The organism is Pseudomonas sp. S3_C06 (assembly GCF_054667675.1).
Genome location: NZ_CP162747.1, coordinates 1,801,710 through 1,816,553 on the forward strand (window position 1 = coordinate 1,801,710; position 14,844 = coordinate 1,816,553).

The following is a 14,844-nucleotide window of genomic DNA, read 5'->3' on the forward strand; positions in this document are numbered from 1 at the left end:
AAGGTCAGCCATAGACCTTTGGCGCGCGGCTGCGGTCAATGCCAGTGCCTATTGATAAAAGGAAAACACCATGCCCGCCCAAGAACTGCAAAAACAGCTCGATACCCTGCGCGAGCAGCTGGAGCAGAATCCGCCGCTGTCGGAAGTCGAACGTGAAGACCTGCGTGTGCTGATGGCGCAAATTGAATCCGAAATTCAACTGGAAAATGCCACTCAAGACGCCAGCATCGCCGATGGCGTGAATCTGGCGGTTGAACGCTTCGAAGTCGAACACCCAGCGATTGCCGGCACCCTGCGCAATATCGTCAACGCGCTGGGCAGCATGGGGATCTGATTGCCCGCCACACAAAAAAAGCCCTGCCATCGTTGGCAGGGCTTTTTCATGTCTACGATTTGCAATGCAGTCCCCTGTGGGAGCGAGCCTGCTCGCGAAGGCGTCGTGTCAATCGACATCATCCTTGAATGACACACCGCATTCGCGAGCAGGCTCGCTCCCACATTGGACATCGCACATTCTGGATCTTTATTGGCGCACCAGGCGGTGATTCGGCAGCTGTACGCTTTCGGTGCTGCGATACGGGTTGATATCCAGACCACCGCGACGCACGTAACGGGCAAATACCGTCAGCTTTTCTGGCTTCAGCAGTCGTTGCAGATCAAGGAAAATCCGCTCCACACACTGCTCATGGAAGTCAGAGTGCTGGCGGAAGCTGACGATATATTCCAGCAGACTGGCATGATCCAGCGCCGAGCCGCGATATTCCACCACCACGCTGCCCCAGTCCGGCTGACTGGTCACCGGGCAATTGGATTTGAGCAGGTGGCTATAGACCGTCTCTTCGACAACCCGCGATTCATCGCAACGCAACAGCTCCGGGCGCGGATGCTCATAGTTGCTCACGCTGATATCCAGATCATCGATGCACACGCCCGGCAGCGCCACGACGCCCTCCGCTTCAACATCCTTCAGGCTGCGAACCCGCACGCCCACCGGTTTGCCGGCGGCGGCCGACAAATCCTTGACCAGTGTTGCTTCCAATGCAGCAACGTCGGCAAACGCGGTCTGGTTCAGCGAGTTCAAATACAACTTGAACGACTTCGATTCGATGATGTTCGGCGAGTCCGCCGGAATGCTGAATTCGCCAATCGCCACCACCGGTTTGCCCGACGGCAACAGCCACGACAGCTCGAAGCAGTTCCAGAAATCCACACCTTTATACGGCAGGGTTTCGGCGGTCAGACCCAGCTCGGCCCATTTCGCGGTGCGCGGAATCGGGAACAGCAGGGACGGCGTGTACGTGGCGATGTATTCGCTGGATTTGCCCAGCGGCGAGTGTTCGGCTACGGGATGCATGGCGGAAACCTGACTGAATAATCAGCGGATTCTACCAGCCTTTGCCCGCGCCTTTGAGTGCTTACTGACTGACAGTCAGTTTGCCGACCATGCCCGCCTGATAATGCCCGGGAATATTGCACGCGAATTCCAGGCTGGTGGCCTTGCTGAAGGTCCAGGTCAGCTCGGCGGATTTACCTGGCTCGACCAGCACGCTGTTGGGGTCGTCGTGCTTCATGCCATGGCCCATCGCTGCGTGATCCATGCCGGCCATGTCGTGGGACATTTCCTTCATGCCGGTAGGCGTAAGCATGCCGTTTTGCTGCATCTGCAACATTTCCTGCTGGTGTCTGGCGTGCATCGCCGCGTCGCCGAGGTTGAATTCGTGCAACAACTGGCCTTTATTCACCAGCACAAAACGAACGGTCTCACCGGCCTTGATCTGAATGGCTTTCGGATCAAACGACATATCACCCATCACCACTTCGATGCTGCGCGTGGCTTTGGCGGCAGGCGCTGGCTGGCCGAAGTCGTAGTTGTGTGCCGGCGCGGCCCACACTGGTGAACTCAACGCCAACAGACAGGCAGCCAACGTCAGGGATTGGCGTAAAAACATGGTCGTTCTCCAACAAGATAAGATTCAGCTTATGGGAAACTTTAGCCGGCCTGCGCTGGCATCTACCTGACAGGGAGATTACAACTTTGTCAGGTTGGCGTTTGTCGCCAGCGCTCACGGTATAAAGCTTTCGTGACTACAACACCCCCGAACCCACCCGAGTCGCCCATGAAACTGTTGATCGTCGAAGACCAAGCGAAAACCGGCCAATACCTGCGCCAGGGCCTGACCGAGGCCGGGTTCAACACCGAACTGGTGGCCGACGGCAACAGCGGTCAGCAACTGGCGCTGAGCGGTGATTACGCGCTGCTGATCCTCGACGTGATGCTGCCGGGTCGCAGCGGCTGGCAGATTCTGCAAGCGGTGCGCAGCGCTGGGCTGGATACGCCGGTACTTTTTCTCACGGCCAAAGACGCCGTGGAAGACAGGGTTCATGGCCTCGAACTCGGCGCCGACGACTATCTGGTCAAACCCTTCGCCTTCTCGGAACTGCTGGCGCGGGTGCGCAGCCTGTTGCGTCGCGGCAGCGCTACAACCCAGGAAACCAGTCTGCAACTGGCCGACCTGCGTCTGGATCTGATCCGCCGCCGGGTCGAGCGCAGTGGCCAGCGCATCGACCTGACCGCCAAAGAATTCGCGTTATTGGAGATGCTCCTGCGCCGTCAGGGTGAGGTGCTGCCGAAATCGCTGATCGCCTCACAGGTCTGGGACATGAATTTCGACAGCGACACCAATGTCATCGAAGTGGCGATCCGCCGTCTGCGTCTGAAAATCGACGACGAGTTTCCCAACAAATTGATCCACACCGTGCGCGGCATGGGCTACGTGCTCGAAGAGCGTGGCGCCTGATGCGTCGTTTGTCCCTGAGTTCGCGCCTGGCCTTGTTGTTTGCCGCTTGCACCGCTGTGGTTTCGCTGTTCGCCGGGGTGTTGTTCAACCGCGCCAGCGAAGCGCACTTTATCGAACTCGACCAGCAACAACTGGACGGTAAGCTGATTGGCCTGCGCCGCGCCTTGCAGGATGTTCAACCCGCTCAACGTGAGGCGCGGCTGGCGGATGAGCTGAGCCGTCAGGCCGATCTGTCGTTGCGCATTACCGGCACTGACGGCCAGCGCTGGTATGACAGTTCGACGCAAATCCCCAAGGATTTGCCGCAACAATCCGGCCTGTCGACCATAAGCCATGACGGCACCGATTACCGCGTGCTCAACGCCCCGCTCTACCCGGAAAAAGCCGATTCCCCGCAACTGACAATGCTGCTGGACATCACCCATCACCAGCACTTCCTGCAACGCATGCAGCATCTGATCTGGCTGACGGTCGGGCTGTCAGCGCTGGCCACCGCTTTGCTCGGTGCCTGGGCTGCACGCAGCGGGTTGCGTCCGTTGCGGCGCATGAGCGCGGTTGCTCGTGGGATTTCCGCACAATCGCTCAACGCCCGACTGCCGGAAGCGCAAATGCCACCCGAGCTTGCAGAAATGGCCCACAGCTTCAACGCCATGCTCGCACGCCTCGACGACTCGTTTCAGCGGCTCTCGGCGTTTTCCGCCGACATCGCCCATGAACTGCGCACCCCACTGTCGAACCTGCTGACCCACACTCAGGTCACCCTCACCCGCCCACGGCCGATCGAGGATTACCGCGAAGCGCTGCACAGCAACCTCGAAGAACTGCAATGGATGGCGCAACTGGTCAACGACATGTTGTACCTGGCCAAGGCTGACCACGGTTTGCTGATGCCCAAGCGCGAGCCGCTGGAACTGGCGGACGAGACCGATGTGTTGCTGGAGTTTTTTGCGCCGCTGGCGGAGGACGCCGGGGTCAGGCTGAGTCGAGGAGGCAACGCGCGGATCGAGGGTGATCGCAGCATGTTGCGCCGGGCCTTGTCGAATTTGCTCGATAACGCGCTGCGGTTTACCCCGGTCGAGGGCTACGTGAGCTTACGGATCGTTGATCAACCGAACGCGGTACGCATTTCAGTCGAAAACAGTGGCGAAGGGATTTCTGCGGAGTTGTTGCCACGCCTGTTTGATCGATTTTATCGGGCCGATCCGGCGCGGCAGGAAGGCAGCAGTGAGCATGCAGGGTTGGGGTTGGCGATTACTCAATCCATCGTCCGCGCCCATGGTGGGCAGATTCATTGCGAATCTGAAGAAGGATGGACGCGGTTTGTGATTGAGTTGCCTCGAACCTGATCGTTCCCACGCTCTGCGTGGGAATGCAGCCCGGGACGCTCCGCGTCCCTTCCAGAGCCGAACGCGGAGCGTCCGTTGAGGCGTTCCCACGCAGAGCGTGGGAACGAGCATGGAGTCGCTTACGAATATCTCAGGGCGTGAGCCGGTTCGATCTTCGCCGCCCGCCAGGCCGGATACACCGTCGCCAGGAAGCTCAGAATAAAGCCCGCCGAGCAGATCAACAGCACATCCCCTCCCTGCAATTCCGACGGCAGATTGCTGACGAAGTACACGTCAGAACTGAAGATATGCTGCCCACTGACTCGCTCGATCCAACCCACGATCTGACTGACATTCAACGCCGCAATCACGCCCAACACGCCGCCAATGATCGTACCGACAATGCCGATCACCGTGCCCTGCACCATGAAGATCGCCATGATCTGCCGTGGCGTGGCACCGATGGTGCGCAGGATCGCGATGTCCGCGCCCTTGTCGTTCACCACCATGATCAGCGTCGCGATGATGTTGAACGCCGCCACCGCGACGATCATCAGCAACAGCAGGCCGATCATGGTTTTTTCCATTTTCATCGCGCTGAACAGGCTGCCCTGGGTGTGGGTCCAGTCGTCAGCCTTGAAATCGGCGCCCAACCCGGCAGCGATGTCCGAGGAGACTTTCGGTGCGGCGTACAGATCTTTCACCGCCAGACGCACGCTCTGCACCTGATTCGGTTCCCAATGCTGCATGGTCGCGGCATCGGCGACGTGGATCAGGCCCATCGAGCCGTCCAGTTCAGCACCAACCTTGAACACGCCCACCACGTTCAGCCGCTGCATGCGCGGGGTGATGCCACCCGGCGCAGTGCTGACTTCCGGGACGATCAAAGTGATCTTGTCGCCGACATTGAGGCGGAAACGTCGTGCGGTGATTTCACCAATCACCACGCCGAACTCGCCGGGTTTCAAGGCATCCAGACGCCCCTGCACAATGTGCTGGGCAACAATCGACACCTTGCCTTCCTGCGCAGGATCGACGCCACTGATCTGGATCGGCTGCATCAGGCCCTTATAGGAGAGCATGCCTTCCATTTCGGTGAACGGCACGGCGGCAGTCACTTCGGGGTTTTTCATTGCAGCGGCGGCGACGGGCTGCCAGTCATCGATCGGCTTGACGCCAACGATGGTCGCGTGCGGCACCATGCCGAGGATGCGCGAGCTCATTTCGCGCTGGAAGCCGTTCATCACTGACAACACCACGATCATCGCCAGCACGCCGAGGGCGAGGCCGATCATCGAGGTCATCGAAATGAACGAAACGAAGCGATTGCGGCGCTTGGCGCGGGTATAGCGCGTGCCGATAAAGATCGATAACGGTCTGAACATTCGCTGGGGCACCGTATAAAAATAAAAGACCCGACGCCTTTACAGACGCCGGGTTTCAGCCAATCAGATAGGCGTGAGGCAACCTTCTTGCAGGTGCAATACGCGATCCATCTGGCGGGCCAGGTTCATGTCGTGAGTCACCACCAGGAACGCCGTGCGCATGGAGGTGCTGAGTTCCAGCATCAAATCCTGAATGCCTTGCGCGGTGTGCGAGTCGAGGTTGCCGGTCGGCTCGTCGAGCATCACCAGACCCGGCTTGTTCACCAAGGCGCGGGCGATGGCCACACGTTGACGCTCGCCACCGGACAGTTCCGCCGGTTTGTGCTCCAGACGATGACCGAGGCCGACGCGTTCCAGCAATGCCGTGGCGCGCTGACGGGCTTCGGGGATCGGCGTCTTGCCGATCAGCAGCGGCATGCAGACGTTTTCCAGCGCAGTGAATTCCGGCAGCAAGTGGTGAAACTGATACACGAAACCGAGCGCACGATTACGCAGCAGACCACGCTTCTTCTCGCTCAGTGCCGACAGCTCTTCACCGTCGAGCCAGACGCTGCCCTTGGTCGGCGTATCGAGTCCGCCCAACAGGTTGAGCAACGTACTTTTGCCCGAACCCGAGGTGCCGACGATCGCCACACGCTCGCCCGGGTGCAACTCCAGTTGCAGGCCGGCCAGTACTTCTACCGATTCCGGGCCTTCCTCGTAGGATTTGCCCAGGTTGCGGCAGCTCAAGATTGCTTGTTCACTCATGCCCGACTCACTCATAACGTAGCGCCTCCGCCGGCTGGGTGCGCGCGGCACGCCAGGCGGGATACAGGGTGGCGAGGAAACTCAGAACCAACGCCGCGGCACAGACCATGACCACGTCCTGGCTCTGCACCTGCGACGGAAGATAATCAATGAAATACACGTCAGCATTAAGGAATTTGTGGCCGATCAGGCCTTCCAGTGCCGAGATCGCTGCGCTGACATTAAGCGCCGCGAAAATGCCGACCACCGCGCCAATCGCTGTGCCGACCACACCGATCACCGTGCCTTGCACCATGAACGTGCGCATGATCGTGCCCGGCGTCGCGCCCAACGTACGCAGAATGGCGATGTCGCCCTTCTTGTCGTTCACCACCATCACCAGCGTGGAGATGATGTTGAACGCTGCGACGGCGACGATCAGCAGCAACAGCAGGCCGATCATGGCTTTTTCCATGCGGATTGCCTGATACAGATTGCCGTGGGTGCGGGTCCAGTCGCGGGCGTAGTAATGATCTTCGCCGAGTTGCTGGGCGATGTTCCATGCCACACGCGGTGCCTGGAACAGATCGTCGAACTTCAGGCGAATGCCCTGCACCTGATCAGGCTTCCAGCGGTGCATCTTCGCCAGATCCTGCAGGTTGGTGACGCCCAGATAACCGTCGAGCTCACCGGCGCCGACATGGAAAATGCCGACCACGGTGAAGCGCTTCATGCGCGGGAACATCCCGGCTGGGGTCACGCTGACCTCCGGCGCGACAAAAGTGACTTTGTCACCGATGCCCACGCCGAGCTTGGTCGCAGCCTTGTCGCCGATGACGATGCCGAAGCTGCCCGGCGTCAAATCGTCGAGTTTGCCCTGCTTCATGAAGTTGTCGATGATCGACACATTGCGCTCGAGCGCAGGGTCGATGGCATTGAGCAGCACCTTGGACACCTGACCGTTATTGGTCAGCAGGCCCTGCATCTGGGTAAACGGCGCAACCGCCGTCACCTGCGGGTTCTGCTTGACCTTGTTGGCCAGACTTTGCCAATCGTTGATCGGCTCAGTGGATTCAATGGTCGCGTGGGGCACCATGCCCAGCACACGGGTGCGCATCTCATGATCGAAGCCATTCATCACCGACAGCACGACGATCATCACGACCACGCCAAGGGCGAGCCCGATCATCGAAGTCAGGGAAATGAATGACACAAAATGATTGCGACGCTTTGCACGGGTATAACGCGTGCCGATAAATACGAAGAGAGGTCTGAACATGTCGGGGCTTGTTCGGAGGGAAAAGGAACGTCCTTGTGGCGGGGGTCGATAACCAGCTTTACACTCAGACCACCGCCGCTACCATGGGTTCGCCATGTCGACATTAGATGAAGAAGATCGCCGCGAATACTACCGTATCGAGGACACGATCGCACTGGAAATTCGGCCCCTGTCCGCTCCCGAAGCCGCAGGCCAGGAAGTGTTGCAGGATGCTTCCCCACTGTTCAACCTGCTCAGCGAACTGCACCTGAGCGAATTCGAGTCGCAGCACCTGTTGCGCCAGATCAGCGAGCGCGATCGGGCCATCGCCGCGTTCCTGAAATCGCAGAACAAACGCATCGACCTGCTCAGCCAGGTGGTCGCCCTGACCGTGCTCGGCCATATCGGCGAGCCGCAACCGGTGATCATCTCCGAAGGCGGGATCGACTTTCAGTATCCGACGCCGATTGCCACCGGTGCACACCTGTCGGTGAAACTGGTGCTGATGCCGCAAGCGCTGGGCCTGTTGCTGCGCGCCCGTGTCACCCATTGCGACCGCAAGGGCGAGGGGTACGACGTTGGCACCGAGTTCGAACACTTGACCGACGCCCAGCGCCAGTTGCTCGCCCGCTATATCTTGCAGAAGCAGGCCCAGGAACGACGTCTGGCCCGCGAACAGAACGAATCTGGCATTTAACTTAAGGAAGCACCGTGACCCTCATCTACGGCCACCGCGGCGCCAAGGGCGAAGCACCGGAAAACACCCTGAGCAGTTTTCAGGAATGTCTCAAGCACGGCGTGCGCCGCTGCGAACTGGATCTGCACCTGTCCAAGGACGGCGAGTTGATGGTCATTCACGATCCGACCCTCAAACGCACCACGGAACGGCGCGGCAAGGTTGTCGAGCACACCGCCGCCGAACTGGTGACCTACGACGCGCGCAAGGGCGGCCCCGGCTGGATCAAGCCGTGCCCGATTCCGACGCTGGAAGAGTTGTTCGAGAAATGTGATTTCGAGCACTGGCAGTTGGAGGTCAAAAGCGCTTCGCGTACTCGCGCGGCAACCACCGTGCTGGCGATTCGTGAAATGGCTCAGCGCCATGGCCTGCTCGACAAGCTGACGATCACCTCGAGTTCGCGGGAAGTGCTGAAAGCGGCGCTGGACCTCGTGCCGGATGTGTCACGGGGACTGGTCGCCGAATACGCCTGGCTCGACCCGTTGAAGGTCGCGGCCAGCTATGGCTGTGAGATTCTCGCGTTGAACTGGACGCTGTGTACGCCGGAACGCCTGCAGAAGGCGCAGCGTCAAGGGCTGCATGTGTCGGTGTGGACCGTCAACGAGCCTGCGCTGATGCGCAGACTCGCCGACTTCGGCGTTGACAGCCTGATTACAGACTTTCCCGGTTTGGCCACTGCCACCCTCGAGAGTTGCTGAAATCGGTCTCCCCGGCCGGCTCAGGCCACCGGCCGGAGCCCGTCAAAAAAGCCGGTTGAGGCCGTCGTACGCCGCTACCCGATAGGCTTCAGCCATGGTCGGGTAGTTGAACGTCGTGTTGACGAAGTACTTCAGCGTGTTCAGTTCGCCCGGCTGGTTCATGATCGCCTGACCGATGTGGACGATCTCCGACGCCTGATAACCGAAGCAGTGAACGCCCAGCACTTCCAGGGTTTCGCGGTGGAACAGGATCTTCAGCATGCCTTGCGGCTCGCCGGCGATCTGCGCACGCGCCATGCTCTTGAAGAACGCCTTGCCGACTTCGTACGGCACTTTGGCCTGGGTCAGTTCCTGCTCGTTCTTGCCGATCGAGCTGATCTCCGGAATCGTGTAGATACCGGTCGGCACGTCATTCACGAAACGCCAGCTACCGTTATCAACGATGCTGCCAGCGGCCGAACGGCCCTGGTCGTGAGCGGCACTGGCCAGGCTCGGCCAGCCGATCACGTCACCGGCACCGTAGATGTTCGGCACGCAGGTACGGTAAGCCTCGTCGACTTCGATCTGGCCACGGCTGTTGACCTTGACGCCGATGTTTTCCAGACCGAGCTGATCGGTGTTGCCGGTACGGCCGTTGCACCAGAGCAAGGCGTCGGCCTTGATCTTCTTGCCAGACTTCAGGTGCAGGATCACGCCGTTATCGACGCCTTCAACGCGATCGTAATCTTCGTTATGACGCACGGTGATGTTGTTGTTGCTGAAGTGGTAGCTCAACGCCTGGGAGATTTCCGAGTCGAGGAAGCTCAGCAACTGACCACGGTTATCGACCAGCTCGACCAGCACACCCAGACCGCTGAAGATCGATGCGTATTCGCAACCGATCACGCCGGCGCCGTATACGATCAGTTTGCGCGGGGTGTGGTTGAGGCTGAGGATAGTGTCGCTATCGTAGATACGCGGGTGGTGGAAATCGATGTCCGCCGGGCGATAAGGACGCGAACCGGTGGCGATGATGATGTGCTTGGCCACCAGTTTTTCGACCACACCATTGGCGCAGACCACTTCGATGGTTTGCTCGTCGGCAAAGCTGCCGGTGCCGAAGAACACGTCGACGCGGTTACGGGCGTAGTAGCCGGTGCGCGAAGCGACTTGTTTGGAAATAACCTTTTCGGCGCTTTTCAACACGTCCGGGAAGGAGAACCAGCGCGGCTCGCCGATCGCCCGGAACATAGGATTAGTGTTGAACTGCATGATCTGCCGCACCGAGTGACGCAGTGCCTTGGACGGGATGGTGCCGAGGTGGGTGCAGTTGCCGCCGACCTGGCGACGGCTGTCGACCATCGCGACCTTGCGCCCTGCTTTGGCGGCGTTCATTGCCGCGCCTTCTCCCGCCGGGCCGGAACCCAGCACCACCACGTCGTAGTTGTAGACAGCCATGCGTACTCCTCAGAACAGGCCGCGGTGCCAGCAGCACCGGCGGCTAAATCACGCCGAACGGCGGCGCGAAGGAACAATTGGGGGTCAATCAAGAACCCGGACACAGTCTATAGAAGCGTCAACGCCGCGCACATTAACCCTTGGTCGCGTCGTAGGCTACTTTTGCCTGCACTACAACGCCAGCTTTCGTATTGTTCTCAGTCAGTTTTCTTGCCACTGAGGCGTTCGAAAGCCGTGTTGGTACGAACGACAAAACCTGTATCGGCACGAATCACAAAGAATGCACCAATGTCATGTTTTTCGGCATAGTCCCAAGCCCTTTCCGGGCCGAGAATCAGCAACAGCGTCGATAGTCCATCGGCCATCAACGCTGAAGGATGAATCACCGTGACTGACGCCAGATCGTGTAGGACGGGTGCGCCAGTCCGCGCATCGAAGGTGTGGGAATAACGCCGGCCGCCCTGCAGGAAATAGTTACGGTAGTCGCCGGAGGTGGAAACGCCGTAGCCGTCAACATTGATGATGCGCTCGGCGATTTGTTGATCGTCGCGAGGCTCTTCCAGAGCGATGCGCCACGATGAGCCGTCAAGCTTGCGACCCTTTGCCTTTAACTCACCCGTGGCTTCAGCGAGGTAATCGTGAATGCCCAGCGCATCGAGCCTGGCCGCGATGGTGTCGACGGCATAACCGGCGGCGATGCTATTGAAGTCGACTTCGACGGCGGCGTCTTTGCACAACTGATCGCCATTGATGTGCAAGTGCTGATGACCGACGCGCGCCATCACCTCGGCCAGTGCGTCGGCACCTGGGACTTTCCCTTCGCGCCCCTGCGGGCCGAATCCCCACAGATTCATCAACGGCTCGACAGTGAGGTCGTAGGAGCCTTCGCTTTGCACTGACAGTTGTTCGCCAACGCGGACCAACTCAAGGACCGATGCAGGCATTTTCTGACAGCTGTTCGCGGGCAAAGCGTTGAAACGCTCGATGTCCGAATCATTGCGATAGGTGGACAACTGCCGATCGACTTCGCCGAGGACGCCCTCCACTTCACTGCGAACCTGCTTCACCCCAGGCATGCCAGCGTGACGCACGTACTTGATTGAATACGTGCTGCCCATGGTCGGCCCACCGAAATTCTCCATGGAATCGCCATTGCCGCAGCCCACCAAAAGACCTGCCAACACCACAAGCCAAAGCCATCGTCCAGTGAACAATTATTCATCTCCCTGCAAAACCGCGACGGCCATTATGAATTAAAGGATCTGCAACATCTTTATACAAAATCCAATAGTGAGTACCTGAACATGTCCTCCACCACGGGCAAAGGCAAAGCGATCTTTCGCGTTGTCAGCGGCAACTTCCTCGAAATGTTCGACTTCATGGTCTATGGCTTTTACGCCACGGCCATCGCCAAAACCTTCTTCCCGACTGACAGCGCCTTCGCTTCTCTGATGCTGGCGCTGGCGACCTTTGGCGCTGGCTTCCTGATGCGTCCGCTGGGAGCGATTTTCCTCGGCGCCTACATTGACCGCCATGGTCGTCGCCAAGGACTGATCATCACCCTCGCGCTGATGGCTGCCGGTACAGTGCTGATTGCCTGCGTGCCGGGCTACGCCACCCTCGGCGTCGCCGCACCGCTGCTGGTACTGTTTGGCCGTTTGCTGCAAGGCTTCTCGGCCGGCGTGGAGCTGGGTGGCGTGTCGGTGTATCTGGCTGAGATTGCCACACCGGGCCGCAAGGGCTTCTTCGTCAGTTGGCAGTCTGCGAGTCAGCAAGCGGCGGTGGTCTTCGCCGGATTGCTCGGCGTCGGCCTCAACCATTGGCTGAGCCCGGAACAAATGGGCGATTGGGGCTGGCGCGTGCCGTTCCTGATCGGCTGCATGATTGTGCCGGTAATCTTCGTCATTCGCCGTTCACTGGAGGAAACGCCGGAGTTCCAGGCCAGGAAACATCGCCCTACCCTGCGGGAAATTGTCCGCTCGATCGGTCAGAACTTTGGCATCGTCATCGCCGGTATGGCGCTGGTGGTGATGACCACGGTGTCTTTCTACCTGATCACCGCGTACACCCCGACCTTCGGTAAGGCTGAGCTGCACCTGTCGGACTTCGATGCGCTGCTGGTGACGGTGTGTATTGGTCTGTCGAACTTCTTCTGGTTGCCGGTGATGGGTGCAGTGTCTGACAAGATCGGACGTAAACCCCTACTGCTGGCGGCGACGATTCTGGCGATCCTCACTGCCTATCCGGCGCTGTCGTGGCTGGTGGCGAACCCGAGCTTCAGCCATTTGCTGATCGTCGAATTGTGGTTGTCGTTCCTGTACGGCTCGTACAACGGCGCGATGGTGGTGGCACTGACCGAGATCATGCCGGTGGAAGTGCGCACTACCGGGTTCTCGCTGGCTTACAGCCTGGCAACGGCAACCTTCGGCGGGTTTACCCCGGCGGCGTGCACGTATCTGATTCATGTGCTGGATAACAAGGCTGCGCCGGGGATCTGGCTCAGTGGCGCGGCGGTGTTGGGGCTGATTGCGACGCTGGTGCTGTTCCACGGTAACAAGCATGAGCTGCGCACCGCTCAAGCAGCCGTGCCCGGCGGCGCCCGATAAATCGCCTTCGCGAGCAAGCTCGCTCCCACAGGGGATTTTCTAAGCGACACAGATCCAGTGTGGGAGCGAGCCTGCTCGCGAAGGGGCCGGTACTGACAACACAGCTCTAAAAGGCACACAAACAAAAACGCCCCGACCAAAGCCGGGGCGTTTTCATGTGCAGCTATCGCTTAGCGCGGGAACGCTGGCGGATTCACATCAGCCATGTCTTCCATCACGCGGATCACCTGGCAGCTGTAACCGAACTCGTTGTCGTACCAGACGTACAGAACAACGCGGTTGTCCTGAACGATGGTCGCTTCAGCGTCGACCACACCGGCGTGGCGCGAGCCGACGAAGTCAGTCGAAACCACTTCCTGCGAATTGACGAAGTCGATTTGCTTGTGCAGATCGGAGTGCAGCGCCATGTAGCGCAGGTACTCGTTCATCTCTTCACGGGTGGCGGCTTTCTCAAGGTTGAGGTTGAGAATGGCCATCGACACGTTCGGCGTCGGAACACGGATCGCGTTACCGGTCAGCTTGCCGGCCAGCTCAGGCAGGGCCTTGGCAGCAGCGGTGGCAGCACCGGTCTCGGTGATCACCATGTTCAGCGCGGCGCTACGACCACGGCGATCGCCCTTGTGGAAGTTGTCGATCAGGTTCTGGTCGTTGGTGTACGAGTGAACGGTTTCGACGTGACCGTTGATGATGCCGAACTTGTCATTGACTGCTTTCAGCACCGGCACGATGGCGTTGGTGGTGCAGGAAGCGGCGGACACGATCTTGTCGTCAGCGGTGATTTCACCGTGGTTGATGCCGTGCACGATGTTCTTCAGCTTGCCCTTGCCAGGCGCGGTCAGAACAACGCGGTCGATACCCGGGCACTGCAAGTGCTGACCCAGGCCATCGGCGTCACGCCATACACCGGTGTTGTCCACCAGCAGCGCGTCTTTGATGCCGTACTGGGTGTAATCCACTTCAGTCGGGTTCTTCGCGTAGATGACCTGGATCAGGTTACCGTTGGCGGTGATGGTGTTGTTTTCTTCGTCGATGGTAATGGTGCCGTTGAACGAACCGTGTACCGAGTCGCGACGCAGCAGGCTGGCGCGTTTGGTCAGGTCGTTTTCGGCGCCTTTGCGCACGACGATGGCACGCAGACGCAGGCCGTCGCCACCACCGGTTTTTTCGATCAGGATGCGCGCCAGCAGACGGCCGATACGACCGAAGCCGTACAGCACAACGTCAGTGCCTTTACGTGCGGAAGCGTTTTGCTGGCCAACCACGTCAGCCATTTCTTCACGAACGAACTGCTCGGCGCTGCGGCCATTGCCTTCGTTACGGAATTTGAACGCCAACTTGCCCAGATCCACCGAAGCCGCGCCGAGCTTTAGCTCGCTCATGGCTTTGAGCAGTGGGAATGTTTCGTGGACGGAGAGTTCGCTGTCGTCGGAAGAACGGTGGCGAGCAAAGCGGTGAGCTTTGAGAATCGCGATGACAGACTGGTTGATCAGGCTGCGGCCATAGATCGAGCTCACCACGTTGTTATTGCGGTAGAGCTGACCGATAAGCGGAATCATCGCTTCTGCGAGTGCTTCACGGTCGATCCATTCACCAAGACACTGGTCGGGCTTCTGAGTCACGGTAACCTTCCACATGTAGGGGCAGAAAAAAGGGGCTACATTATGCCGCTGACAACCTCCTGTAGCAATGCGCGCTTGTCGCGAAATCGGTAACAAAATTCCGTTCAAAAAAATTACGCCCCTCTCAAGCCCAGTAAAACCGGGGCTTTCAGCGCAGTCAATTTTTCGACGACTGTTAGACGATGTCTGTAACCCTCCGTAACACCAGCCACTTTCGGCACTACATAACCACAAAAAAACGCCTGCTTTTTATGGT

The 14,844-nt window shown here is 59.2% G+C and carries 14 protein-coding genes and 1 pseudogene; 7 read left to right on the forward strand and 8 right to left on the reverse strand.

Annotation, left to right across the window (positions count from 1 at the left end):
• Nucleotides 1-70 precede the first annotated feature (70 nt).
• Nucleotides 71-334, forward strand: a complete 264-nt coding sequence (locus tag AB4N44_RS07770) for a DUF4404 family protein (RefSeq protein WP_077573823.1) — start codon at nt 71-73, stop codon at nt 332-334.
• Between the two features lie 64 nt (nt 335-398).
• Nucleotides 399-497 (forward strand): annotated as a pseudogene (locus AB4N44_RS07775) (metal ABC transporter ATP-binding protein); the annotation flags it as partial.
• A 26-nt stretch (nt 498-523) separates the two neighbouring features.
• Here AB4N44_RS07775 and queF read toward each other — a convergent pair.
• On the reverse strand, nt 524-1,354 hold the full coding sequence (queF, locus tag AB4N44_RS07780) for an NADPH-dependent 7-cyano-7-deazaguanine reductase QueF (protein WP_460109415.1): 831 nt from the start codon (nt 1,352-1,354) through the stop codon (nt 524-526).
• Between the two features lie 61 nt (nt 1,355-1,415).
• A complete protein-coding gene (gene copI / locus AB4N44_RS07785) occupies nt 1,416-1,949 on the reverse strand; it encodes a copper-resistant cuproprotein CopI (protein ID WP_127929142.1) in 534 nt (177 codons plus the stop codon).
• Nucleotides 1,950-2,117: 168 nt separating this feature from the next.
• Here copI and AB4N44_RS07790 point away from each other — a divergent pair, with 168 nt between their 5' ends.
• Together AB4N44_RS07790 and AB4N44_RS07795 are read left to right on the forward strand one after the other, a co-directional pair.
• Nucleotides 2,118-2,798 (forward strand): heavy metal response regulator transcription factor, encoded by a 681-nt coding sequence (locus tag AB4N44_RS07790; RefSeq protein ID WP_064392816.1) that lies wholly within the window; start codon nt 2,118-2,120, stop codon nt 2,796-2,798.
• The gene (locus tag AB4N44_RS07795; RefSeq protein ID WP_150776373.1) at nt 2,798-4,144 is read left to right on the forward strand and encodes a heavy metal sensor histidine kinase; all 1,347 of its coding nucleotides are present in this window, start codon (nt 2,798-2,800) and stop codon (nt 4,142-4,144) included. Before AB4N44_RS07790 ends, AB4N44_RS07795 begins: the two co-directional genes overlap by 1 nt.
• 119 nt (nt 4,145-4,263) lie before the next feature.
• On the opposite strand, the gene AB4N44_RS07800 is transcribed toward AB4N44_RS07795, so the two are convergent.
• The 3 genes from AB4N44_RS07800 to AB4N44_RS07810 form a co-directional block, all read right to left on the reverse strand.
• Nucleotides 4,264-5,508, reverse strand: a complete 1,245-nt coding sequence (locus AB4N44_RS07800; protein WP_034156425.1) for a lipoprotein-releasing ABC transporter permease subunit — start codon at nt 5,506-5,508, stop codon at nt 4,264-4,266.
• Nucleotides 5,509-5,571: 63 nt separating this feature from the next.
• On the reverse strand, nt 5,572-6,270 hold the full coding sequence (gene lolD, locus AB4N44_RS07805) for a lipoprotein-releasing ABC transporter ATP-binding protein LolD (protein ID WP_007910506.1): 699 nt from the start codon (nt 6,268-6,270) through the stop codon (nt 5,572-5,574).
• A complete protein-coding gene (locus AB4N44_RS07810) occupies nt 6,263-7,513 on the reverse strand; it encodes a lipoprotein-releasing ABC transporter permease subunit (protein ID WP_007910504.1) in 1,251 nt (416 codons plus the stop codon). Before AB4N44_RS07810 ends, lolD begins: the two co-directional genes overlap by 8 nt.
• A 94-nt stretch (nt 7,514-7,607) precedes the next feature.
• Here AB4N44_RS07810 and AB4N44_RS07815 point away from each other — a divergent pair, with 94 nt between their 5' ends.
• Entirely contained in the window at nt 7,608-8,189 is a 582-nt protein-coding gene (locus tag AB4N44_RS07815; protein ID WP_016986736.1) for a PilZ domain-containing protein, read from the forward strand.
• A 14-nt stretch (nt 8,190-8,203) separates the two neighbouring features.
• Complete coding sequence (locus AB4N44_RS07820) at nt 8,204-8,926, forward strand: glycerophosphodiester phosphodiesterase (protein ID WP_460109409.1); 723 nt, start codon at nt 8,204-8,206, stop codon at nt 8,924-8,926.
• 42 nt (nt 8,927-8,968) lie between these two features.
• Here the strand turns inward: AB4N44_RS07820 and sthA are convergent, their stop codons facing one another.
• The gene (gene sthA / locus AB4N44_RS07825) at nt 8,969-10,363 is read right to left on the reverse strand and encodes a Si-specific NAD(P)(+) transhydrogenase (RefSeq protein ID WP_127929145.1); all 1,395 of its coding nucleotides are present in this window, start codon (nt 10,361-10,363) and stop codon (nt 8,969-8,971) included.
• Between the two features lie 197 nt (nt 10,364-10,560).
• The gene (locus tag AB4N44_RS07830; protein WP_460109408.1) at nt 10,561-11,505 is read right to left on the reverse strand and encodes an FAD:protein FMN transferase; all 945 of its coding nucleotides are present in this window, start codon (nt 11,503-11,505) and stop codon (nt 10,561-10,563) included.
• Nucleotides 11,506-11,667: 162 nt separating this feature from the next.
• Between AB4N44_RS07830 and tcuC the strand changes: the two genes are divergently transcribed.
• Nucleotides 11,668-12,969: an MFS transporter gene (gene tcuC / locus AB4N44_RS07835; protein ID WP_316916835.1), complete on the forward strand. Its 1,302-nt coding sequence runs from the start codon at nt 11,668-11,670 to the stop codon at nt 12,967-12,969.
• 170 nt (nt 12,970-13,139) lie between these two features.
• Here tcuC and AB4N44_RS07840 read toward each other — a convergent pair whose 3' ends face one another.
• Nucleotides 13,140-14,603, reverse strand: a complete 1,464-nt coding sequence (locus AB4N44_RS07840; protein ID WP_016986741.1) for a glyceraldehyde-3-phosphate dehydrogenase — start codon at nt 14,601-14,603, stop codon at nt 13,140-13,142.
• Nucleotides 14,604-14,844 lie beyond the last annotated feature (241 nt).

Bases quoted from the DNA above. Each gene is read 5' to 3' on its own strand.
- AB4N44_RS07770 (WP_077573823.1), top strand. From the start codon at position 71: ATGCCCGCCCAAGAACTGCAAAAACAGCTCGATACCCTGCGCGAGCAG.
- queF (WP_460109415.1), bottom strand. From the start codon at position 1,354: ATGCATCCCGTAGCCGAACACTCGCCGCTGGGCAAATCCAGCGAATAC.
- copI (WP_127929142.1), bottom strand. From the start codon at position 1,949: ATGTTTTTACGCCAATCCCTGACGTTGGCTGCCTGTCTGTTGGCGTTG.
- AB4N44_RS07790 (WP_064392816.1), top strand. From the start codon at position 2,118: ATGAAACTGTTGATCGTCGAAGACCAAGCGAAAACCGGCCAATACCTG.
- AB4N44_RS07795 (WP_150776373.1), top strand. From the start codon at position 2,798: ATGCGTCGTTTGTCCCTGAGTTCGCGCCTGGCCTTGTTGTTTGCCGCT.
- AB4N44_RS07800 (WP_034156425.1), bottom strand. From the start codon at position 5,508: ATGTTCAGACCGTTATCGATCTTTATCGGCACGCGCTATACCCGCGCC.
- lolD (WP_007910506.1), bottom strand. From the start codon at position 6,270: ATGAGTGAGTCGGGCATGAGTGAACAAGCAATCTTGAGCTGCCGCAAC.
- AB4N44_RS07810 (WP_007910504.1), bottom strand. From the start codon at position 7,513: ATGTTCAGACCTCTCTTCGTATTTATCGGCACGCGTTATACCCGTGCA.
- AB4N44_RS07815 (WP_016986736.1), top strand. From the start codon at position 7,608: ATGTCGACATTAGATGAAGAAGATCGCCGCGAATACTACCGTATCGAG.
- sthA (WP_127929145.1), bottom strand. From the start codon at position 10,363: ATGGCTGTCTACAACTACGACGTGGTGGTGCTGGGTTCCGGCCCGGCG.
- AB4N44_RS07830 (WP_460109408.1), bottom strand. From the start codon at position 11,505: ATGGAGAATTTCGGTGGGCCGACCATGGGCAGCACGTATTCAATCAAG.
- tcuC (WP_316916835.1), top strand. From the start codon at position 11,668: ATGTCCTCCACCACGGGCAAAGGCAAAGCGATCTTTCGCGTTGTCAGC.
- AB4N44_RS07840 (WP_016986741.1), bottom strand. From the start codon at position 14,603: ATGTGGAAGGTTACCGTGACTCAGAAGCCCGACCAGTGTCTTGGTGAA.